The organism is Paraburkholderia solisilvae (genome assembly GCF_902859875.1).
GTDB classification, from domain to species: Bacteria; Pseudomonadota; Gammaproteobacteria; order Burkholderiales; family Burkholderiaceae; genus Paraburkholderia; species Paraburkholderia solisilvae.
On the sequence record NZ_CADIKF010000001.1, the window covers coordinates 66,871 to 88,605 of the forward strand.

A 21,735-nucleotide genomic window follows, 5' to 3' on the forward strand; every position below is an offset into this window, starting at 1 on the left:
TTCTGCGCGCCCTCTTATTGCCGCCACGGACAGCTCGACGCGGGTGGGTGTTTTGATCCGGCCCACCATCTGTGCCTCTTGCTGAGTCAGTACAGATTGGTCGAACCGTACCGTATCTGTTTCTGTCAATTGTACCCGCCACCTGATAATTTGAAGCTCGGCTCGCGTTCAAAGAGCGCGCGGCCAGGCTTTATCCGACGGCTTGCAAATACTCATCCGGAAAAGGATTCCCATGATTTACGAAGACATCACGCGCACGATCGGCCACACGCCGTTGGTCCATATGGCGCGATTGGCCGCGCATCAGCCCGGACGCCTCCTCGCGAAACTGGAAATGCGCAATCCGGGTGGCAGCGTGAAAGACCGCGTCGGTCTCGCATTGATCGAGGACGCCGAAGCGGCGGGCCGCATCGCGCCCGGTGCGACGCTGATCGAAGCAACCGCCGGCAACACCGGCATCGGTCTTGCCGTTGCGGCGGCCGTCAAGGGTTATCGCCTGATCGTCGTGATGCCGGAGGTGATGTCGGAGGAGCGTACGGCGCTGCTCAGGCACTTCGGCGCGCAGGTGCGTCATACGCCCGGCATTCTGATGGCCGACGCGGTGCACCTGGCGAGACAGTTGCAGCAGGAGATTCCGGGCGCGATTCTGCTCGATCAGTTCAACAACCATTCGAACACGGCGGTGCATCGGCGTACGACGGCCGAGGAAATCTGGTCGGACACCGGCGGTGAAATCGATGTGCTCGTCGCGGCAGTCGGGACGAGCGGCACGCTGATGGGAATCGCGAGCGTATTGAAGGAACGGCGGCCTGGCATTCGCGTGGTCGCGGTCGAACCGGTGGATTCCGCGGTGCTTTCCGGCGGACAGCCGGGGCAGCACCGCATTCCCGGCATCGGCGTCGGATTCGTTCCGCCTCTGTTCGACCGGACGCTGGTTGACGAGGTGATTCCCGTGTCGAACGACGATGCTTTTGCAGCCGCACGGTTGCTCGCGAAAACCGAAGGCATCTGTGCGGGGGTGTCGGCTGGGGCGGCCATTCATGCGTCGCTTGCCGTACTGGTGCGGCCCGAGATGGCAGGCAAGACGGTTGTGGCGATCTTGCCCGATACGGGTGACCGCTATGCGAGCGCGGGTCTTTTCGAGGGTGGCGCGCAGTCGTGAGAGAGCGGACGGGCGTTCTTCGCTGACGCGGCCACGCGGCAACCCACCACGCTTACCTCATTGGCGCATGCATGACATGCCTGTCAAGAAAACGAAAACCGCTCCCGATACGTCTGCGGCGCTACGCGCAATAGCCGGATAAAGCTGCGCCGCATCGTTTCTTCACTGCCGAATCCGCAGCGGGTGGCGATCCGCTTGACCGACCACGCGGTTTCGCCGAGTAGCCGCTGGGCTGCCTCGACGCGCAACTGCTCGACCGCGCGCGCCGGCGTGCGGCCCGTTTCCGCCTTGTAATGACGCATGAAACTGCGCTCGCTCATATTCAGGCGCCGCGCCAGCAGCGGCACTGAAAGATCCGACGCAAGGTGCGCGGCCATCCACGTGTGCAATTCACCGAAGCGGTCGTCGGCCTTTTGCATCGACAGCATGGTGCTGAACTGCGACTGGCCGCCCGGCCGCTTCACAAACACGACGAGCTCGCGTGCGACATCGAGTGCGATCGAGCGACCGAGGTCTTCTTCGACCAGCGCAAGCGCGAGATCGATTCCGGCAGTGACGCCTGCCGACGTCCAGATATCGCCGTCGCGCACGAAGATCGGATCGGTCTCGACGCGCAGGTTCGGATAGCGCGTTGCGAGTTCGTCGCAACGCGCCCAGTGCGTCACCACGCGCCGCCCGTCGAGCAATCCGGCTTCCGCGAGCAGGAACGCACCTGAACACACCGACGCAATGCGCCTGGCCCGTTTGACCTGGCGCTGCGTCCAGCGTGTCAGGCGCGTATCCGCCGACGCCGCGATCACGCCGCGCCCGCCGGGGATGAGAAGCGTATCGATCGGTCCTTTCACGGACCGTATCGAATCGGCGAGCAGTGCGAGGCCGGACGCGGACGTCACGAGGCCGCTTTCGGCGGCGATCACGCGGGGCGCGTAGGGCGGGTCCAACCCGCGTTGCGCGGCGAGTTCGTTGGCGGATGCAAAGACCTGGAGGGGGCCGCAGACGTCGAGCAACTGGACGTCCGGGAAGGCGAGCAACAGAATCGGTCGAGGTTCGCGTGACATGGCGACAACGGCGGCGTGGCGGAAAGCGAGGGGAGAATGGCAATTTTGCCAAAGGCTACCTCTCTAGAATGGATCTGTCCACTTCGCGATGGCAGTCGCGGGTGTGCACCTTCCGACACTCGATGAGGTATTTCAATGGCACTGCAAATCGGCTTTCTGGTCTTTCCGCGCGTACAGCAACTCGATCTGACGGGGCCGCATGAAGTGCTTGCGTCGCTGCCTGACGCGACGGTGCGGATAATCTGGAAAACGCTCGAACCCGTGGTGTCCAGCAATGGACTGACGCTGACACCCAACACCACCTATGACGATTGCCCGCCGCTCGATGTGATTTGCGTGCCCGGCGGCAGCGGCGTGACCGATCTCCTGCAGGATGCGCAAACGATCGAGTTCGTTCGGAAACAGGCCGCCGCCGCGCGTTATGTCACGTCGGTCTGTACGGGCGCGTTGCTGCTGGGTGCGGCAGGTTTGCTTCAGGGGCGGCGTGCGACGACGCACTGGGCGTTTCACGCATTGCTCGAACCGCTCGGTGCGATTCCGGTGCGGGAGCGGGTCGTTCGCGACGGCAACCTGATCACGGGCGGCGGCGTGACCGCCGGGATCGATTTCGGCTTGACGGTCGCCGCGGAACTGGCGGGGCCGGATGAAGCACAGGCCATTCAGCTCGAGCTCGAATATGCGCCGGCTCCGCCGTTCAATGCCGGCGATCCGGATCTGGCGCCGCGTGCGGTGGTGGAGCGGGTGACGCAGCGCTCGGCGCAGACGCTCGCGACGCGGCGTCGAATCGTCGACGATATTGCCGCCAAACGCGCGGCGCGTTGATGCAAAACGATGCCGATCGATTCCGCTGCGGCATTGATCGGCATCGATCGGCATCGTGATTCGGGGAGGGCGCATTCACAGTTTGCCTGTTGTCGCGATCGACGTGATTCTTGCGAGAGCGACCGTACGGGACGCACACCGGACGACGACAAGTTATACGCGCGACTGCGGCGCGTACAACAGCGATACGCGCCGCATTGACTCCAGGCGTTACGCGTCGCGTTAGCGCGTGGCTGCCGCGCAGCGAACGGGCATTCGATGGAAGCGGCCGCCCGGCCTCATCCGCCAATCGTCCTTGCCTGTTTCGCCGCAAAGTCCCAATACAACGCCTGATTCGTCGCGACATCGGCCGGCAACAGACCGTTGTGATAGAACGCATCGGCGATGGTCTGCTGCTCGGTGAAGTTGCGCGCTTGCACCGGCCGCACGAGATAGCTTCGGCGTGCGTTGGCCCGCTCGATGGTCGACGCATCCAGCCCCCAGATCGGCGCCAGCGTGTTTGCCGCATCCTGTGGATGCGCGCGCAACCAGTCGCCCGCTTCCTTCAACTGATCGAACACGATCTGGACGACTTGCGGATGCGCGTCGGCGAACGCGCGCGACGCGAGGTAATAGCGTTGATAGGACGCGAGCCCCGCACCGTCGGCGAGAATACGCACGTCCGCATGGCGGTCGACCGACGCCACATACGGATCCCACGTGATCCACGCATCGACGCTGCCGCGCTCGAAGGCCGCGCGTCCGTCGGCCGGCGTCAGGTAGCTGGTTTTCACGTCGGCCGGCTTCAGGCCGGCGCGCGCCAGCGCCGCAAGCAGCAGATAGTGGCTGCCCGCTGCCTTGGTCACGGCAATGCGCTTGCCCTTCAGATCGCCAAGCGTATGCAGCGCGCTGTCGCGTTTCACGATGATGGCCTGCGCGCCCGGCGATGGCGCTTCCTGTGCGACGTACACGAAGCGCGCATGCGCAGCCTGCGCGAAGACCGGCACGGTGTCGGCGACATCCGCGCTGAAATCGACCGCGTCGACGTTGAGCGCCTCCGTCAACGGCAGGCCGCTAGCGAACTCATTCCACGATACCCGCACATTGAGCGGCGCCAAGGCCTTCTCGAGCGAACCGCGCGCTTTGAGCAGTGTGATCAGCGTCGACGATTTCTGATAGCCGATTCGCAGCGCGACCGGCGCGGCGTTTTGCGCCGGCGTCTGCGCGAAACCCGGCATGCTCGCCGCGGCCAGTAGCGAAACAAAAGCAAAACGCCCGAAGGCGCGGCGGGTGATATGCGGCATGGCGCGAGTCCTGGTTGTCTTTGTTGTCGCCGAGCAAACGATGCGGAATGACTCGGTGATCTGCGATCGTAGCAATCGCAGCGCGGACTGCGAACCGACAGATTCAGATATCGATTCAACTGGCGCAGATAAGCGCACGCGGTATCCAACCCGCGGCATCCAACCTGTCGCGTGGCCATGAGCGGCTCGCGAAGCGAGCCTGTTCGCCTGCTCGTTCGCTTATTGGCTGGAGCCGGGGGAGGCGCCATCCTTTGCCGCGGCGGCCGGCGCGCTAGCCATCGAGGTATCGGTCACCGTGCCTGATTGCCCGTTACTCGCGGTGATATGGCTACTGCCTGCGCTCATGCTGTCGTTACCGGCGTCGTGGGCTTTCTTGCAGGCGGTGGTGCCGAATGCAAATGCGGCTGCGGCGATTGCAATATAGGCGAATCGTTTCATTTTTCCTCCTCGCGTGTGTATTGCGTGACGGACAGCAGACGCTGTGCCCAGTCCAGGCTCCATGCAAAGGCCGACGCGTCGAACTTGCGCCGTTTCCCGCTGCGCGGTGCATGTCGGCTCGATGAATGCTCCAGGCACAAGACGTGCAAGCGCTGAACCGCCAGGGCTCGACGCCATAACGGCACGAACCCGGCATGCGATGCACGCAGACAGCATCAAGTCGAGGCGGGACCGGCGATCGGCGCCGCATCGCTTGTCTCAGGCTTATCTTCAAGGAAGGACTTCACCATGACCCCAAGCTCCCCGAGATACCGGTCGAGATTCGCGACGGCCGTCTTCGATCTGCTCAACCCCATCCCCTATGGGCTGTTTGTCGGCACGTTGATCTTCGACATCACTTACGCAAGCACGCGCAATGTGTTCTGGGGAAAAAGCGCCGCGTGGCTTGTCATAGTGGGATTGTTTTTCGCGATCATCCCGCGCCTGATCAACCTGTTTCATGTCTGGCTGCCGTCGCGCTATCCGGTCACCGGTATCGAGAGAATCGCATTCTGGTTGAACCTGTCAGGCATTATTGCGGCGATCGTCAACGCATTCGTGCATAGCCGCGATGCATACGCGATGGTGCCGGAGAACATCATTCTTTCGGTGATTACCGTGGCGTTGCTGAGCCTCGGACAGATCGTGCTTGCGTTCGACAAGTTTGTTTTCCGGGAGGTCGCCCATGACTAAGGTCATTTCGATCAGCGCGCTGGCGATAGCCTGTGCAGCCCTCGTCAGCGGATGCGGCAATCGCGCTCAGTACGATGAGCAGCAGCAGGCCGGAGACAATCCGCCCTTGCCGCACGCACGCAATTTCCTCGCGCCGCCGATGCAGGTGCCGAAATTTGTCGGCTGGCAGAACGATGAGACACCGAAGGTGGCGGATGGACTGAAGATCGAGAAAATTGCGTCGGGTCTGGTCCATCCTCGCCAGGTTTATGCATTGCCTAACGGCGATATTCTCGTCGCTGAATCGAACGGCCCGAATGAGGAGGCCGTGACCACACCGAAGCAGCTGATTGCCGGCCTTGTCGAGGAGCGCTCGGGCAAGAAGGCAAAAGGCGCGAATCGCATTAGCTTGCTGCGTGAGCGCAAGGATGGCAGCGGGCAATGGGACAAGACGGTGTTTATCGACCATCTGCATTCGCCATTCGGCATGCAGCTGATCCGCGACACGCTTTATGTGGCTGATACCGATGCCATCCTGAAGTATCCGTATCAGTCCGGCGAGACCCGTATTTCGACGCGAGGCGTCGAACTCACCGACCTGCCGGATACGATCAACCACCACTGGACCAAGGCACTGCTTGCGAGTCCCGACGGCAAGAAGCTGTTTGTCGGTGTCGGCTCGAACAGCAACGTCGGCGAAAACGGGCTCGACGTCGAATACCGGCGCGCCAATGTGCTGGAGGTCGATATCGCGACCGGCGGCAGCCGCATCTATGCGGCCGGAATTCGTAATCCGACCGGACTGCAGTGGGAGCCGAAGACGGGGCAGCTGTGGGCCGTCGCGAACGAACGCGACGAAATCGGCGCGGATCTCGTCCCCGACTATCTGACTTCGGTGCAGGAGGGCGCATTCTATGGCTGGCCATACAGTTACTACGGCCAGCATGTGGACCCGCGCGCACAACCGCAGCGCCCCGATCTGGTTGCAAAGGCAATCAAACCGGATTACGCAATCGGCTCGCACGTGGCGCCGCTCGGGTTGCTGTTCTATACCGGCAACAATCTGCCCGCGCAGTACCGAGGCGGCGCCTTTATCGGCGAGCATGGCAGTTGGGATCGTTCACCGCTAAGCGGTTATGAGGTCACCTATGTCGCGTTCGATAACGGCAAACCGGTCGGCGCGCCTAAACCGGTGGTAACCGGCTTCGCAACGGACGATCAGAAAGGACTGCATGGCGCGCCGGTCGGCCTGGCTCAAGGTCAGGACGGCTCGCTCATCATCGCCGACGATGTAGGCGATGCCGTATGGCGTGTGACAAGGAAAGGGGAGTAGGGGCGGCGCACTCTTTCTGCTGCGACGGCATCAATAACGATTGAGGTTGCAGACAACCTGCTTCTTTGACGGGATCAGGCTTGCGATGCATGTCGGGGTAATGGGCGTTTGTCATTAGCCTGCGCGCATCGCAGCCAGCCGCTTCTTGCAAGAATCTACAAAGAGAAACCCTGGACCGGCAAAGACCGCTGTTCCGCCCGGTGAAAGGGCGATCCGGCAATCCGCACTATCGCGATCACGCAGATGCGATCTCACGCAAATGCGCTTGAACGGCGAATATTTCCCACTACTCTATACCCGTGCTGCCTTTGAGAAGGCGATGCAAAAGCGCATTCATCTCGTGCCTCGCGTAGAGACGCGATGAGGTGATTCGCTGCACTGCGAACACGCCGGCAAGCCGATCTGACAGGTGCCGATGCAGGTGAAAGCCACCGTGACATGTGCAAAATCATGCATTTATCGGTCGTGAATCTGTCGGTGTGCCATGCATAGTCAAATTGTCGCGTGGCGTAGTCAAAAGCGCGCCTGCGCACGCGTAAACAGCCTTCATCCTGCACGGCACGATGAGCTTTCGCGCGTACACTCTTAAAACTCTTTGCCGCGAGTATCGATATGTCAGGCTTGAGCTAAGGACATCGGTTTCCGCGTTGACAGCATGTGTACGTGACCGCTAGTCTTCGGCCGTCGACTGCATCGCCATCTTCTCTCGCGGTCGACCGGCAATCCGATCTGTTGCTCGTGCGAGATACCGGCACGTGTGGTCGCGCTGCACGCGTGCAGCGAAATTGCCTGATCATCGCAGCGCGCTTGACTCATCGCCACAGATCTCAAGCGTGATGCAGCTTCAATCCGGATCGAATGCCCCTACCCGCTGCCCCGTCGGTCATGCATCGGTGCCCCTGACATGCAGGTGGCCACGCGCTAGCCGTGGATAGATAGCATTCCCCTATGTTCATGGGAGCACATGGAAACTGAGCCATTCGATGTGAACGGTACTCGCACTGATGACACTTGCGTCGACCGTCGACATCAACACGCGTTCCGGGTCGACGGCATGCTCGTCGAGTTCGGCCCTGATGGGCCGCAAGACTCAGTGGTCCGAAACTGGAGCCTCGGGCCGCTTGGCCTTATGCTGCTCGAAGTCGATAGTTTGTCGTTGACGCCTGACGCGGGTTACAGCGCGCAGTTCGTGTATCTCGCGGTGGTCAGATCGGGTGGCGTCACGATTGAAATGACCGGGCAAACCCATAACACGGGCGCGGGAAGCATGCTGTTGATCGATCTGGAGGAACCTCATCTGCAGCGCTTCGACCGGCATTCCGAGGCAATCGTGATCCGTGTCCCGCGCAAGATTCTGGCGGACCGCGGCGGCTTTCGCGAACGAAGGCTTGGACTGCTTACGCCCGATATGGCGGAGCCTGACGTGCGCGCCGTCAGCGAGTCTGTCGTGCTGGTCGGCCAGCAGGGCGGCCGCACGAGCCTCGAGTTGCGCCGGCGGCAAGGGGAGCATCTGCTGGATATCCTCAGCGTGATCATCGACGATCCCTACGGGCTCGCGCGACGGCGCAGCAGCAGTGCGACGCTGCTGCGCGCGAAGCGGTTCATATCGCAAAACATCGGGAATGCTGATCTGAGCGTGAGCCTGATCGCGTCCGCCGTCGGGGCATCCGAGGCACACCTGCACCGGCTGTTTCGTGCGGATGGCTATTCATTGATGCGCTACGTGCTCTGTCACCGGCTCGAACTGGCCGCTGAACTGCTGGCAAGACGAAGCGAACGCCGGCTGCACATCAAGGAAGTGGCTTACCGATGCGGCTTTGTCAATGCCGCGCACTTTAGCCGCACATTCCGGCGCCGCTTCGGCATCTCGCCGAGAGCCGTCGCGACCACCGGGTTGAACGTGGAACGCGAAAGCGGCGATGAAGCGCCGACATAAGACATCACGCGCTTCGCATCAGTTTTAGAACACATCTGGTTTTTGGCGGCAAAAAAATCAAACAGGAAATTTAGCCGCTCCAATGATTGGGAATATGCACGAGATTCCGCTTGTTATGGACTCAAGTGCGCCGATCGTCTTCACGCGTTTCGCTTAGCGCACCCTGCGTCGGGTCGATCAACATCGTCGATCCGGCGACACGACGCCTTGCCCGGAATCGTGTATTGCCTGGCCCCCGTGCTGAGCAATCCGGCAAGGCTTCCAGCTCGTAAGAAATGTAGGCGGCCGGCGGCGTCGACGCAGCCCGGCCCCACTCAAAGATGGAGGTCAGCATGGAGAAGCGAACGACGGCGATCGCATTTGAGGATCGGGCGTGGTCGGTCAACCGGCGCAGTGGAGAGCATCCGGCGGAGTTTCTGGCATTTGCGCTACCGGTGTGGGCGCCTGCGCATATCGCTGCAGAAAGGTCGATTGACGCGCAAGATGCAGTTGAATCCCCGGCGCCGCGCTCCACGCGCCTGCGTGCGACATGGGTCAAGGTAGATCGGCTTGGACTGGTGTGTCATTGGATACGTGACGAATGACGAAGCAAAGGCAGGACACGGCTGAAAAGATCAGGGCGTTGGTTGCGCATCACTTCGGGATGGCCATCGAGGATGTGCATGACGAACTGTCGTTTCGGGAAGACCTCGGCGCCGACTCGCTGGACATGATGGATTTCGCGATTGAGCTGGAGGCGCACTTCGGCATGTCGGTGCCCAACGAGGACGTCGAATTGCTGGGTTCGGTCGGCGAAGCGATTCGCTGGATGCTGCAAAGACCGGAGAAGGGCAGTGTTGAGAAAAGCCGCAGCGAGCGGCCAGCGGACATCCGTTCCCATGCGAAGAGGGATCAACGATGACGATGAACTTGCAAAACGAAATGCAACATCGGCAACGCGCGATTGCCACGCGCACGAAAGGCCGTACCAACGGACCGGTCACGCAACTGGTCAGTCCTTCGGACCTCGGGCAGTCGCTGAAACCCTTCGTCATGCTTGCGCGTTATGCGGTTGCCGAAAGCGCCACGTTCATCTACCCGCTGCATCCGCATTCGGGCATCGCGTCGCTGGCGATGATCGTCGAGGGCACGCTGAGTTGCGTCGACAGCAACGGCAAGCCGAAAACGCTGCAGCGCGGCGCGGTGGAACTGCTGGTTGCCGGCCGCGGCATCTGGCACGGCGGCCCGGTTAACACGATCGGCTCGACATGCTGTTATCTGATGTGGCTCGCATTGCCGCCGGAGTACGAACTGGCCGAACCGAGCGAAACGTTTCTCGATGTGCAACAGACGCCGGCCGAAGGAGCTGCGCGAGTCTTGCTGGGCCGTTTGAACGGCACCGAAAGCGCATGGGCGACGCCTGTGCCTGCGACCTGCCTGTACGTCGAACTGCGGGAAGGCGATAGCTGGCGCTACGATCCGCCGGACGGCCACGACGTTTTGTGGGTGGTGGTCTGTTCCGGGTCGCTCGGCGCCGGTCAAACCATCGACGCCGGCGAACTGGTCATATTCGAGCGTTCGTTTGCGAGCGTGCAATTCGTTGCACGCAGCGATTGCAGCTTTATGCTCGGTTCGGCGCCGTTCAGTCCGCACGATATCGTGGAAAGCCATTCGTCAGTGCATACGAGCGCCGCTGCGATGCGGCGGGCGGAAGATGAGATTACCAGTCTCGGCGAACAGTTGAATGCGCAGGGGCGGCTCAGCGCCGAGCAATGGGAAAGCGCAATGCAAAAGATGCGAAGCCGACGCAAGGAGACGGGCGTTTGCTGACGACGGCCGTGATTGGCTTGCGCGATGGCGCCGCGCCTCCGGACGTCTTTTATGCCGTGCGTGCTTCGCTGCGAGGCAAACCAGGCAAGCCACGTAAGCCAACGTAAGCCACGCTTATGAGACGCCCGGTTCAGCGCCAATTCCAGTAGTCGCCACGCTGCTTGCGGGCCGCAAGGTTCGTATGCGGGCGTACAGGTCCACTCCCTCTTTCCGTAGCGCGCGCCGGGTGTGTCATGGCGCGGTCCCGCGTTCGACCCCATTCAAACGGCGTGAACAACCACATTGGTTGCGTTGACAAGCTTTCATTCTGCCTCGAACAAAGGGCCGCAAAGCGCCACCCATTGCCGGTGGGACCATTCGCTCCAGCGCGGTAAATGCGAATTTGTTTTATTATCATCGACGGCAAAACCCTGCGCGAGCAACCGGAAATTTCGTTCGATGAGAAGCATCAGTTTCACCTTCGCACTGCGTTTTATCGCACTTCTGCTGATCGCGCTCTCTCTACCGAAGCCTGCAATAGCCGCTCAAACGCGTTGTGGATGGATCGAGAACGACATGCCGTCCAGCCTGACGCTGTCGGATCGCGACGGCACATGGACCATCGCGTCGATCGACCAGCAGGCGGACGGCTTCGCTCATATGCCGGACACCCGCAAAGGCGACGCATGCGGTTGCCTGTCGGTCGAGACCGACCAGGCCACGATGCACATCACGAAGGTGCTGGGAGGCAGGCTGAAGCCTGTATCGGCCTGTCGGCGGGATAAAAACCTCAAGCAGTAGCCCTGCCGTCCCCGGCCTCCTTACTGGACTCTTGCAGCATCGCGCGATGTCGAATGTTTTCCTGATCAACAATGTGTGGTTTTACGTGCTGAGCGTTCCGGCTCTGCTGCTCACCAGTCTTTCGAAAGGTGGCTTCGGACTCGGCCTCGGCGTGGTGGCGGTCCCGTTGATGGCGCTCTGCGTACCCGTGCCTCAGGTGGTCACCATCCTTCTGCCCATTCTTTGCCTGACGGATCTCGTTGCGCTGTGGCAATACCGCGGAGAGTGGAGCTGGCCGTTACTGCGCGTGGCGATGCCCGCCGCGCTGGTCGGCATCGGTCTCGGCGCGCTCGCCATTCATCATCTTGGGGACGCGTGGCTGAGGCTCGCCGTCGGTGTGATCTCCGTCGATTTCGTCCGGCGTCGTACCTGGAGCGCGCGTCGCACCGCACTGCAAGCCGTCCCGCTTCCGCGGCCGGCTACTTCGCTGTTCTGGGGCGCCACGTCCGGCTTCACCAGCTTTATGGCGAACGCCGGCGAACCGGCGCTGACGATGTACCTGTTGCCGTTCAAACTGAGCAATCGCTGTTTCGCCGGCACCACGGCGGCATTTTTCGCGGCGGTGAATCTCACCAAGCTGATGAGCTTCTCGATGCTTGGCCTCTTCACCCGCACGACGTTGCTTACAAGCCTTCTGCTTACGCCCGTCGCCGTGCTCGGAACTTACGCGGGCATCCGCTTGAACCGCCGGCTGAACGCCACGCTTTTCCATCAATTGTCGTGCGCGATTCTGCTCGTGATCAGCGCGCGGCTGATCTATACGAGCCTCAAGGCGATTGTGTAGCGTGCTTTGTGCGCGAAGCGGCGCCAAAACGGTTCCGGCCTGACGCTGACCGTCACGCCACGGCCACCGCAACCGCCATCGCGCTCACTGGCTCGCGGCAGCCGGCGCTGCCGCCACCGGATGCTGCGGATCATGCAGCACACCGGACCATCCGCCGCCCAGATCGCCGATCAGCGCAGCCGCGTCGAGCAACCGCTGTTGCTGCACATTCAACGCGCTTTGCTGATCGTTCAATTGCGTCGCCTGGGCCGTCGCGACGGTCGTGTAGTCGACGGTGCCGGCCTGGTATTCGTCGAGCGCGATTTGCGTGCCGCGAATCGCGTCCTGCACCGCGGCATCGAGCACCTGCGACTGTGAGGCGAGAATGCGCAAGCCGGACAGATCGTTTTCGACGTTCTCGAACGCGTTCAGCACGGTGCCGCGATAGTTGGCCACCGACGCGTCATAGCTTGCGCGCGCGGCCGCCACCTGCGCGCTGCGCTGGCCGCCGTCGAACACCGTTTCGCTCGCGCTGGCGCCGAGCGACCACACGTAATTGCTGATATGCAGCAGGCCGCCGAGCGGCGACTGCGTGAATCCATCGAGCGCCGACAGCGAAACGGTCGGATAGTACGCGGCAACCGCAATGCCGATGGTCGCGTTCGCGGCGGCCATCTGCCGCTCGGCCGTGGCGATGTCCGGGCGCCGCTGCAGCAGCGTGGACGGCACACCGGCCGGAATGTCGGGCAGTGCGGGCAACGCGGTGCTGTGCGCAACGCTCAGCTCTTCAGGATTCTTTCCGACCAGCACGGCGATCGCATGCTGGAATTGCGCGCGCGATACGCCAAGCGCAATCAGGCTCGCCTGCGCGCTCTCGAGCTGGGTACGCGCCGACACCAGATTCGACGGCGGCACGGTACCCGCGCGGTCCTGTTCGGTGACCACGCGCAGGAATTCGCTAAAGGCCTGCACGGTCTGCGTGAGCAGATCGATATTCGCATCCGTGATGCGCAGGTCGATCACCGCATTGGCCAGTGCGATCTGTTCCGATAACGTTGCGTTCGCAAGCGTCGCCTCGCTGGCTTGCGCGGTCGCCGAATTTTCTTCGATCTGCCGGCGCACCTGGCCCCACAGATCGGGCACCCAGCTCACGTCGGCTTCCAGCGAGCCGCCGGTATTGATGCGCGCCCCGCCGCCTTGCGGAAGAAACGACGAACTGCCGGACGTCGAGGTCGGACTGCGTTCGCGTGTCACCGAACTGGTTATACCGAGCGTCGGGAACAGCCCCGCACGCGCGAGGCGCACTTCGGCCAGCGCCTGCTGGTAGTTCGCGTAGCTCTGGCGCACGGTCTGGTTCGATACCTCGACCTGCGGCTCGAGCTCGTTGAGCAGCGGATCGTTGAAGGCGGTCCACCAGTCGCCTTTCGGGCCTTCGGCGGCGGGCTGCGCCTGCGTCCAGCCCGGCAGCTCCTGCCATGTCGCCGGTACGGCGACCTGTGGACGATGGTAGTCGGGGCCGACCATGCAGCCGCTCGTCAACGCGACGAGCGATACCGCGAGTAGCGTGCGGGTCGTATTCATCATGATGCGCTCGTGTCGGATGCGTCCGATGCGTTTCGTGTTGCGGGCCGGTTGGTCCACGGCAGGCGCGCCGACCAGCGCGCCACCTTCGAACGCAAGCGGTCCAGGTAGAGGTAAATCACGGGCGTCGTGTACAGCGTGAACACCTGGCTTAGCAGCAAACCGCCCATCACGGTGACGCCAAGCGGCTGACGCAGCGACGCGCCCTGGCCGATGCCGATGGCGAGCGGCAACGCGCCGAGCACCGCGGCCGCGGTCGTCATCATGATCGGGCGCAGACGCACGACGGCGGCGGAGTGAATCGCGGCGCGCGCGTCCATGCCTTCGTTGCGTTGCAGCTGGATCGCGACGTCGACCATCATGATGCCGTTCTTCTTCACGATGCCGATCAGCAAAATGATGCCGATCATCGCGATCACCGAGAACGGCGTGCCGAAAATCAGCAGCGCGAGCGTGGCCCCGATGCCGGCGGACGGCAGTGTCGAGAGAATGGTCAGCGGATGGATCGTATTCTCGTAAAGCACGCCGAGCACGATATAGACCACCAGCAGCGCGGCGAGAATCAGCAGCGGCATGGTGCCCATCGATTGCGCGTACGCCTGCGCGGCGCCTGCGAATGCGCCGTGCACCGAGGCGGGCATGCCGATATCGTGCGACGCCTTGACGATGATGTCGTCCGCGACGGAGAGCGACCCGCCGGCCGGCAGGTTGAACGACACCGTGCCGGCCACCAGCCCGCTCTGGTGGTTGACCTGCGTCGCGGTGTGGCTGCTGGACCAGCTCATCATCGCGGAGAGCGGCACCATCGTCTCGGCCGCCGTGCTGTCCGCGCTGCCGCTCGAGCTGCCGCCCTTGCTGTTCGAAATGCTGTTGGTCTGCGAGTTGGCTTCCGCGTCCGCGTTGAGCGCGTTGGTGCCCGCGGCCGAGCTCGCCGCCGCGGCAATCGCCACCGGCGACTGAACGCCGCTGACAATCGCGCTCGACATCTGCGTCTGCTGGGTGCCGCTCGGGTTGCCGGCCGCCGTGCTGAGGTAGATGTTGCTGATCGACTCCGGATGCTGCCAGTATTCAGGCGAGACTTCCATCACCACAAAATACTGGTTCAGCGGGTTGAAGATCGTCGATACCGTGCGTTGCCCGAATGCGTCGTAGAGCACGTTGTCGATCTGGTTCGACACGAAGCCGTAGCGCATCGCCGTGCTGCGGCTGACGTTCACGTACGCTTGCAGACCGTTTTGCTGCAGGTCCGAATTGACGTCGAGAATCTGGCCGCGGTATTTGCCGAGCTCGGTCACGAGCTTCGGCACCCATTTGAACAGCGCGTCCGGGTCGTCGCTCGTCAGCGTGTACTGATACTCGGCGGCCGACTGCCGGCCGCCGATGCGCAAGTCCTGCTGCGCCTGCAGGAACAGTCGCGCGCCGGACACCGCGTTCAGCTTCGGCCGCAGCCGGTTCACGACGGCCGCGGCGGACAGATGCCGTTGCGCAAGCGGTTTCAGTTCGATAAACACGTTGGCCGTGTTGAGCGCGCGCCCGCCGGTAAAGCCGGCCACCGATTGCACGGCCGGATCTTTCTGCACGATCGCCTGCAATTGCGCGAGCTTCTTCTGCATCGCGTTGAACGAAATGCTCTGATCCGCGATGATCTGGCCGATCAGTATGCCGGTGTCCTGTTCAGGGAAAAACGTGGCGGGCAACAGGCGCGCGAGAAACACGTTCGCGACAATCAGCGCGATCAGCGACAGGCTGACCAGCAGCGCATGGTTGAGCACGATATCGAGCGAGCGGCTGTATGCGTTGCGAAAGCGGTCGAACTGCGCGTCGATCCAGCGTGCCACGCGCGAATGCGGGTGACCGGCCTGTTCATGGCGCAGCAGATAGGCGCACATCGTCGGCGTGACGGTCAGCGAGATGACGAGCGAGAACAGAATGGCGATCGACAGCGTGACCGCGAATTCGTGGAACAGCAGGCCGACGATGCCGGGCATCAACAGGATGGGCAGGAACACGGCGATCAGAGACAGGCTCATCGAGACGACCGTGAAGCCTACTTCGCCCGCGCCGCGGATCGCCGCTTCCTTCGGGTCGAGGCCGGCTTCCATATGGCGCACGATATTTTCCAGCACCACGACCGCATCGTCGACCACAAAGCCAGTGCCGATGGTCAACGCCATCAGCGACAGGTTGTCGATGCTGTAGCCGAGCAGATACATCGGCCCGAACGTACCGACGATCGACAGCGGCAGCGCGACGGCCGGAATCAGTGTCGCACGCGGCGACAGCAGAAACACGAATACCACGCCGATGACCAGCAGCACCGCCAGAAAGAGCGTGCGTTCGGTGTCCGCGGTCGACGCGCGAATGGATTCCGAGCGGTCGAGCGCGATGTTGATGTGCACTGCGCCAGGCAGCGCCGCTTCGATTTCGGGCAGGCGCGCCTTGATCTCCTGGACGGTCTTCACGACGTTGCTGCCCGGCAACGGGTAGAGAATGACCAGCACCGCGGACTTGCCGTTGTAGAGGCCGGCGTTGCGGATGTTTTCGTTCGAATCGATCACGTGTGCGACGTCGCGCAAGAACACCGGCGCGCCCGAGCGATACGCGATCACGACGTCGCGATAGGGCGCCGCATTGCTGATCTGGTCGTTCGACAGAATCTCAAAGCGCTGGCCGTTCTGGTCGATATGCCCCTTCGCGCTGTCCGCGTTGGCCGCGCTGACCGCGGCGCGTACATCCTCGAGGCCGATGCCGTAGCTATTCAGTTTGCCTGGCTGCAGTTCGACGCGCACCGACGGCAACGCACCGCCGCCGAGGGTCACCTCGCCGACACCGTCGATCTGCGATATCTGCTGCTGGATCACGGAATCGGCGGAATCGTACAGCTGCGCCTTCGTCAGCGTGTTCGACGTGAGCGCGAGCACCATGATCGGCGCGCTCGCCGGGTTGTACTGGCGATAGGTCGGATTGGCGCGCAAGGTGGTCGGCAGATCGGCGCGCGCGGCCTGAATGGCCGCTTCGACGTCGCGCGCGGCGCCGTTGATGTCGCGGTTCAGACCGAACTGAACGACGATCATCGACGAACCGACATAGCTGGTCGACGTGAGCTCGTTGACATCCGCAATCGTGCTGAGCCGGCGCTCGAGCGGTTCGGCGACGGTCGAGGCCATCGTTTCCGGACTCGCGCCCGCCATCATCGCCTGCACGACGATCACCGGATAGGCGACGTTGGGCAGCGGGGCGACCGGCAACTGGAAATACGCAAGAAACCCGGACAGCAGAATCGCGACGGCCAGCAGGCTCGTCGCGACAGGCCGCCGGATAAAAAGCGTCGACAGGTTCACGGCGCGCTCCGCTCTTCGCCCTCACGGCGTTTGCGCGAGAAGCGTTGCGCGAGCCGGTCGAAGAACAGATAGATGACCGGGGTCGTAAACAATGTCAGCACCTGGCTTAGCGTCAGGCCGCCGATAATCGCGAGGCCGAGCGGGCGCCGCAGTTCGGAACCGGTGCCGGTGCCGAGCAGCATCGGCAGCGCGCCGAGCATCGCGGCGAGGGTGGTCATCAGGATCGGCCGGAAGCGCAGCAGCGACGCCTCGAAGATCGCATCGCGCGGCGTCTTGCCATGCACGCGTTCGGCTTCGAGCGCGAAGTCGACCATCATGATCGCGTTCTTCTTCACGATGCCGATCAGCAACACGATGCCGATAATGCCGATCACGTCGAGATCGCTGCCCGCGATCATCAGCGCGAGCAGCGCGCCGATGCCGGCCGACGGCAGCGTCGACAGGATCGTGACCGGATGGATGTAGCTCTCGTACAGCACGCCGAGCACGATATAGACCGCGGCGAGCGCGGCGATCAGCAGATACACCTCGCTCGACAGCGAATCTTCGAACGCTTGCGCCGCGCCCTGGAACGATGTGGTGATCGACGACGGCAGCTTCACCTGTTGCTCGGCATCGCGGATTGCGCGCACCGCGGCGCTCAGCGATGCGTCTTTCGCGAGATTGAACGAGATCGTCACCGCCGGGAACTGCGCGAGGTGACTGACGACCAGCGGTGTGGGCACGACACGGATCGTCGCGATGCCCGACAGCTGCACCTGTCCGCTGCTGCCCGTCTGGCTCGGCAGATACAGGTTGCCGAGCGAGCGGATGTCCGGCATCGATTCAGGCTTCGCGACAAGAATGACGCGGTACTGGTCCGACTGCTGGAAGATTGTCGAGACGATGCGCTGGCCGAGTGCGTCGTAGAGCGCGTTGTCGATGGTCGCCGCGGTGATCCCGTAGCGCGCCGCCAGTTGCCGGTTCACGTCGACATAGACGCCGAGGCCGTTCACGTTGAGGTCGCTCGCGACGTCGGTGATCGACGGCACCTGTTTCATCTTGTCGATCAGCGCGGGCACGTATTGCTGGAAGGCTTCTTCGCTCAGGCCGCGCAGCACGAAGTTGTACTGGCTCTTCGAGACGGTCGTGTCGAGCGTCAGGTCCTGCTCGGGCTGCACATAGAGCCGGATGCCGGGCACCTTCTCCGTTTCCTGCTGGATGCGGCGGCCGATTTCGTCTGCGCTGAGCGAGCGGTCGTCGCGCGCACGCAGGTTGATCAGGAAGCGGCCGTTGTTCAGCGACGTGTTGGTGCCGTCAATGCCCACGTACGAGGTGATCGACGTGACGTCGGGGTCTTTCAGAATCGCTTGCGCGAGCGCGGTCTGGCGTTGGACCATCGCCGGGTACGACACCGTGTTGTCCGCCACGCTGATGCCTTGCAGCACGCCGACGTCCTGCACCGGGAACAGCCCCTTCGGTATCACGACGTAGAGAATCAGCGTCAGCGCGACGGTGCCGAGCGCGACGACGAGCGTCAGCGTCTGATGATCGAGCACCCACCTGAGGCCGCGCTCGTATGCGGCGAGCGTCTTGTCGAACAGCCCTTCGCTGATGCGCTCGAAACGGCTCGGGTGGCGGTGCGCCTGCGCGCGCAGAATGCGGGCGCACATCATCGGCACGACCGTGAGCGACACGACCGCCGATAGTACGATCGTCACCGCAAGCGTGATCGCGAATTCGCTGAAGAGCCGGCCGATCACGCCGCCCATGAAGAGCAGCGGAATCAGCACCGCGATCAGCGAGATGGTGAGCGACAGAATGGTGAAGCCGATCTGCCCGGCGCCTTGCAGCGCGGCCTCGAGCGGGCTCATGCCTTCCTCGAGGTAGCGCACGATATTCTCGATCATCACGATCGAGTCGTCGACCACAAAGCCGGTCGCGATAATCAACGCCATCAGCGACAGATTGTCGATCGAATAGTTGAGCTGGTACATCACCGCGAGCGTGCCGATCAGCGAGACGGGCACCGAAATGCTCGGGATGATGGTCGCCGGCACATTGCGCAGGAACACGAAAATCACCGCGACCACGAGCACGATGGCGAGAATCAGTTCGAAGGCCGCGTCGCGCACCGACGAGCGGATCACGCCGGTGCTGTCCGAGACGACCGTCACTTTCATGCCGGCCGGCAGCGTCGCTTCGAGCTTCGGCAACTGCTGCATGATCTGGTCGACCGTGCGGATCACGTTTGCGCCCGGCTGACGCTGGATGTTCAGCACGATCGCCGGCGTGCGATTGAACCATGCGCCGCGCTCGACGTCCTGCGGCGCCTGGCTGGCGCGCGCGACGTCGCGCAGAAACACCGGCGCGCCGTTCTGATAGGCGATCACCGAGTTCATATAGTCGGCCGGGTCGACGATCTGATCGTTGCCGTTGATCGTATAGTCGAGCTCCGGGCCGTCGAAGTTGCCTTTCGGCTGGCTGACGTTGATGTTCGCGAGCAGCGTGCGCAGGTCGTCGATATTCAGCCCGTATCCGGCCAGCTTTTGCGGATCGGCTTCGACGCGCACGGCGGGGACGTTGCCGCCCGCGGTCGTGACGAGACCCACGCCTTGCACTTCGGAAATCTTCGTTGCAAGGCGATTGTTGGCGACGTCCTCCAGCTGCGTGAGCGACATCGACTTCGACGTGACGGCGAGCGTGAGGATGGGCTGGTCCGCCGGGTTCACCTTCGCGTAGGTCGGCGGCGCGGGCAGGCCGGCCGGCAGAAAGCTGTTCGCCGCGTTGATGGCTTCCTGCACGTTCTGCTGTGCGACGTCGAGATTCAGCGACAGGTCGAACTGCAGCGTGATGATCGATGCGCCTTCCGAGCTGTAGGAGATCATCTGCTGCAGGCCGGGAATCTCGCCCAGCTGCACCTCGAGCGGCGCGGTCACGGTGGTCGCCATCACGTGAGGGCTCGCGCCGGGGTAGAAGGTTTGCACCTGGATCGTCGGGTAGTCGACCGACGGCAGCGATGAAACCGGCAGGAATTTCACGGCGACGAGACCGACTAGCACGAGCGCGATCATCAGCAGCGACGTGGCTACCGGTCTCAGGATAAACAGGCGGGAGAAATTCATCGGCGCGGGAAGGGCGGCTCAGGTATGGCTGATCGGTTGGCTCAGGAGTCTTGCGCTGCCGCTTCCGACGCGGCCCGGGCGCCCGACGCGCCCGATTCACCCGTCGCCGCATTGGCGCCGCGCGCGCCGCTCGCCGGCACGGTCCGCGCGGCGGCGGCCCGGATATGCGCGCCGTCCGACAAGCGGTCGAGTCCGTCGGTGACGACACGCTGGCCGGCTGTCAGGCCCGACGTGATCGCCGTATTCGCGCCGCTGGTCGGCCCGGGCACGACCTTGTGCACGGATACCGTGTTGTTGTCGTTCACCAGATAGACGTAGTCGCCGGGCGCGCCGGTTTGCACGGCTGCCGTCGGCACGAGCACCGCGTTCTGCAGCGTATCGACGAGCAGGGTGACGTTGACGAACTCGTTCGGAAAGAGCGCTTCGTCGTCGTTCGGCAGGCTCGCGCGCAGCGTGACCGTGCCGGTCGCGGTCGCCATCTGGTTGTTGATCGTATAGAGCGCGCCGGTGGCGAGCTTCTTCGAGTTGTCGCTGCTATAGACGGTGACGGGCAGCTTTGCGCCGGCATTGAAGCGGCGCAGCACGTGATCGAGCGAGTTTTGCGGCACCGTGAATTCGACGGTGGTCGGTTTCATTTGCGTGATGACTGCGATGCCCGGCTGGCTCGACGCGGTGACGAAGTTGCCCGGGTCGATCAGCCGCAGGCCGATACGGCCGGAAATCGGCGCGGTGATATGGCAGTAGATCAGGTCGAGATCGAACTGCGCGATATTGGCGAGGTCGGCCTTGACTGCGGCTTCGTCCTGCTGCACGAGAAATTGCTGGTCGACGTAGGTTTGTTCGGCGATCGACTTGTGCTCGTTCAGCTGCGTGAATCGCACGAGATCGGCGCGCGCCTGCGCAAGCGCCGCTTTGTCTTTCGCGAGTTGCGCCTGTGCCTGCTGTTTGCTGATCTCGAACTGCCGCGGGTCGATCTGGGCGAGGAACTGGCCTTTCTCGACGTCCTGCCCTTCGCGATAACCGACGGCGGTCAGGTAGCCGCTCAATTGCGGCAGCACGGTGACGGTGGCGATCGGCGTGATCGTGCCGAGCGCGCTGAGCGTCTCCGGCATCACGCCGGCGGTGGCGGTTGCGACCGTGACGACTTGCGGCGGCGTGCCGCGTTGCGGCTTCTTGCCATGCAGCAGATGGAACACGACGACGGCGATCAACACGATCGCGATGACGATGATCGCGATCAGGCCGCGGCGTTTCGGCCTGGTTTGCGGAGGCGACACTGCGTTCACGGGCGCCTCGCAGATGCACATGCGCACGGATGACGGAACCCTGGCGCGCGCGCCGGTTCGCAGCGGCCGATGCCGAGCGGGGAATAATGATGTTGCATACGGGTTCTCATGATTGGTTCTCCGTTCAGCGGGAGCGCCCCGTCCCAACCTGGATCGAGAATGAAAGCCAGCTTTCGAATGACGCGTGAGCCCGCACTCGAAATGCATAGGATGATGTTATATACCGCACGTACACCTTACGATTTGTCAGAAATACGCTCGGCATCGGCAAGACCCAACACTTTAACCG

At 62.9% G+C, this 21,735-nt stretch carries 18 protein-coding genes; 10 read left to right on the forward strand and 8 right to left on the reverse strand.

The window, feature by feature from the left end; translation table 11 throughout:
- Nucleotides 1-232 precede the first annotated feature (232 nt).
- Nucleotides 233-1,162, forward strand: coding sequence for a cysteine synthase A (gene cysK, locus HV675_RS00315; RefSeq protein ID WP_175108742.1), 930 nt, complete (start codon nucleotides 233-235; stop codon nucleotides 1,160-1,162).
- Between the two features lie 83 nt (nucleotides 1,163-1,245).
- Here the strand turns inward: cysK and HV675_RS00320 are convergent, their stop codons facing one another.
- Nucleotides 1,246-2,220, reverse strand: coding sequence for a GlxA family transcriptional regulator (locus HV675_RS00320; protein WP_175108743.1), 975 nt, complete (start codon nucleotides 2,218-2,220; stop codon nucleotides 1,246-1,248).
- 135 nt (nucleotides 2,221-2,355) lie between these two features.
- Here HV675_RS00320 and HV675_RS00325 point away from each other — a divergent pair, with 135 nt between their 5' ends.
- Nucleotides 2,356-3,042 carry a DJ-1/PfpI family protein gene (locus tag HV675_RS00325; protein WP_175108744.1) on the forward strand — a complete coding sequence of 229 codons (687 nt, stop codon included), beginning with the start codon at nucleotides 2,356-2,358 and terminating at the stop codon, nucleotides 3,040-3,042.
- Between the two features lie 278 nt (nucleotides 3,043-3,320).
- On the opposite strand, the gene HV675_RS00330 is transcribed toward HV675_RS00325, so the two are convergent.
- Both HV675_RS00330 and HV675_RS00335 read right to left on the reverse strand, forming a co-directional pair.
- Nucleotides 3,321-4,325, reverse strand: coding sequence for an aliphatic sulfonate ABC transporter substrate-binding protein (locus tag HV675_RS00330; protein ID WP_175108745.1), 1,005 nt, complete (start codon nucleotides 4,323-4,325; stop codon nucleotides 3,321-3,323).
- A 219-nt stretch (nucleotides 4,326-4,544) separates the two neighbouring features.
- The gene (locus HV675_RS00335) at nucleotides 4,545-4,763 is read right to left on the reverse strand and encodes a hypothetical protein (RefSeq protein WP_175108746.1); all 219 of its coding nucleotides are present in this window, start codon (nucleotides 4,761-4,763) and stop codon (nucleotides 4,545-4,547) included.
- Between the two features lie 288 nt (nucleotides 4,764-5,051).
- On the opposite strand from HV675_RS00335, the gene HV675_RS00340 reads away from it, so the two are divergent.
- From HV675_RS00340 to HV675_RS00365, 6 genes are all read left to right on the forward strand, one after another.
- Entirely contained in the window at nucleotides 5,052-5,495 is a 444-nt protein-coding gene (locus tag HV675_RS00340; RefSeq protein ID WP_175108747.1) for a DUF2231 domain-containing protein, read from the forward strand.
- On the forward strand, nucleotides 5,488-6,807 hold the full coding sequence (locus HV675_RS00345) for a PQQ-dependent sugar dehydrogenase (protein WP_175108748.1): 1,320 nt from the start codon (nucleotides 5,488-5,490) through the stop codon (nucleotides 6,805-6,807). Before HV675_RS00340 ends, HV675_RS00345 begins: the two co-directional genes overlap by 8 nt.
- Nucleotides 6,808-7,771: 964 nt before the next feature.
- Nucleotides 7,772-8,743 (forward strand): AraC family transcriptional regulator, encoded by a 972-nt coding sequence (locus tag HV675_RS00350; protein ID WP_175108749.1) that lies wholly within the window; start codon nucleotides 7,772-7,774, stop codon nucleotides 8,741-8,743.
- Between the two features lie 332 nt (nucleotides 8,744-9,075).
- A complete protein-coding gene (locus HV675_RS00355) occupies nucleotides 9,076-9,327 on the forward strand; it encodes a hypothetical protein (RefSeq protein ID WP_175108750.1) in 252 nt (83 codons plus the stop codon).
- Nucleotides 9,324-9,644, forward strand: a complete 321-nt coding sequence (locus tag HV675_RS00360) for an acyl carrier protein (protein ID WP_175108751.1) — start codon at nucleotides 9,324-9,326, stop codon at nucleotides 9,642-9,644. Before HV675_RS00355 ends, HV675_RS00360 begins: the two co-directional genes overlap by 4 nt.
- Before the next feature lie 2 nt (nucleotides 9,645-9,646).
- Nucleotides 9,647-10,552 (forward strand): pirin family protein, encoded by a 906-nt coding sequence (locus HV675_RS00365; RefSeq protein WP_175108752.1) that lies wholly within the window; start codon nucleotides 9,647-9,649, stop codon nucleotides 10,550-10,552.
- 302 nt (nucleotides 10,553-10,854) lie between these two features.
- Here the strand turns inward: HV675_RS00365 and HV675_RS00370 are convergent, their stop codons facing one another.
- Nucleotides 10,855-11,001 carry a hypothetical protein gene (locus HV675_RS00370; RefSeq protein ID WP_175108753.1) on the reverse strand — a complete coding sequence of 49 codons (147 nt, stop codon included), beginning with the start codon at nucleotides 10,999-11,001 and terminating at the stop codon, nucleotides 10,855-10,857.
- Between HV675_RS00370 and HV675_RS00375 the strand changes: the two genes are divergently transcribed.
- Nucleotides 10,991-11,332, forward strand: a complete 342-nt coding sequence (locus HV675_RS00375) for a DUF4087 domain-containing protein (protein ID WP_281364000.1) — start codon at nucleotides 10,991-10,993, stop codon at nucleotides 11,330-11,332. The genes HV675_RS00370 and HV675_RS00375 overlap by 11 nt on opposite strands.
- A 46-nt stretch (nucleotides 11,333-11,378) precedes the next feature.
- On the forward strand, nucleotides 11,379-12,155 hold the full coding sequence (locus HV675_RS00380; protein WP_175108755.1) for a sulfite exporter TauE/SafE family protein: 777 nt from the start codon (nucleotides 11,379-11,381) through the stop codon (nucleotides 12,153-12,155).
- Between the two features lie 84 nt (nucleotides 12,156-12,239).
- Here the strand turns inward: HV675_RS00380 and HV675_RS00385 are convergent, their stop codons facing one another.
- Genes HV675_RS00385 through HV675_RS00400 form a run of 4 tightly spaced genes read right to left on the reverse strand, consistent with a single transcriptional unit; the run spans nucleotide 12,240 to nucleotide 21,467 of the window.
- The gene (locus tag HV675_RS00385) at nucleotides 12,240-13,718 is read right to left on the reverse strand and encodes an efflux transporter outer membrane subunit (protein ID WP_377700758.1); all 1,479 of its coding nucleotides are present in this window, start codon (nucleotides 13,716-13,718) and stop codon (nucleotides 12,240-12,242) included.
- Nucleotides 13,715-17,056 carry an efflux RND transporter permease subunit gene (locus HV675_RS00390; protein ID WP_175108756.1) on the reverse strand — a complete coding sequence of 1,114 codons (3,342 nt, stop codon included), beginning with the start codon at nucleotides 17,054-17,056 and terminating at the stop codon, nucleotides 13,715-13,717. The genes HV675_RS00385 and HV675_RS00390 overlap by 4 nt, the downstream gene beginning before the upstream one ends.
- Nucleotides 17,053-20,160, reverse strand: a complete 3,108-nt coding sequence (locus HV675_RS00395; RefSeq protein WP_175108757.1) for an efflux RND transporter permease subunit — start codon at nucleotides 20,158-20,160, stop codon at nucleotides 17,053-17,055. Before HV675_RS00395 ends, HV675_RS00390 begins: the two co-directional genes overlap by 4 nt.
- Before the next feature lie 41 nt (nucleotides 20,161-20,201).
- Nucleotides 20,202-21,467 (reverse strand): efflux RND transporter periplasmic adaptor subunit, encoded by a 1,266-nt coding sequence (locus HV675_RS00400; protein WP_175108758.1) that lies wholly within the window; start codon nucleotides 21,465-21,467, stop codon nucleotides 20,202-20,204.
- Nucleotides 21,468-21,735: the final 268 nt, after the last annotated feature.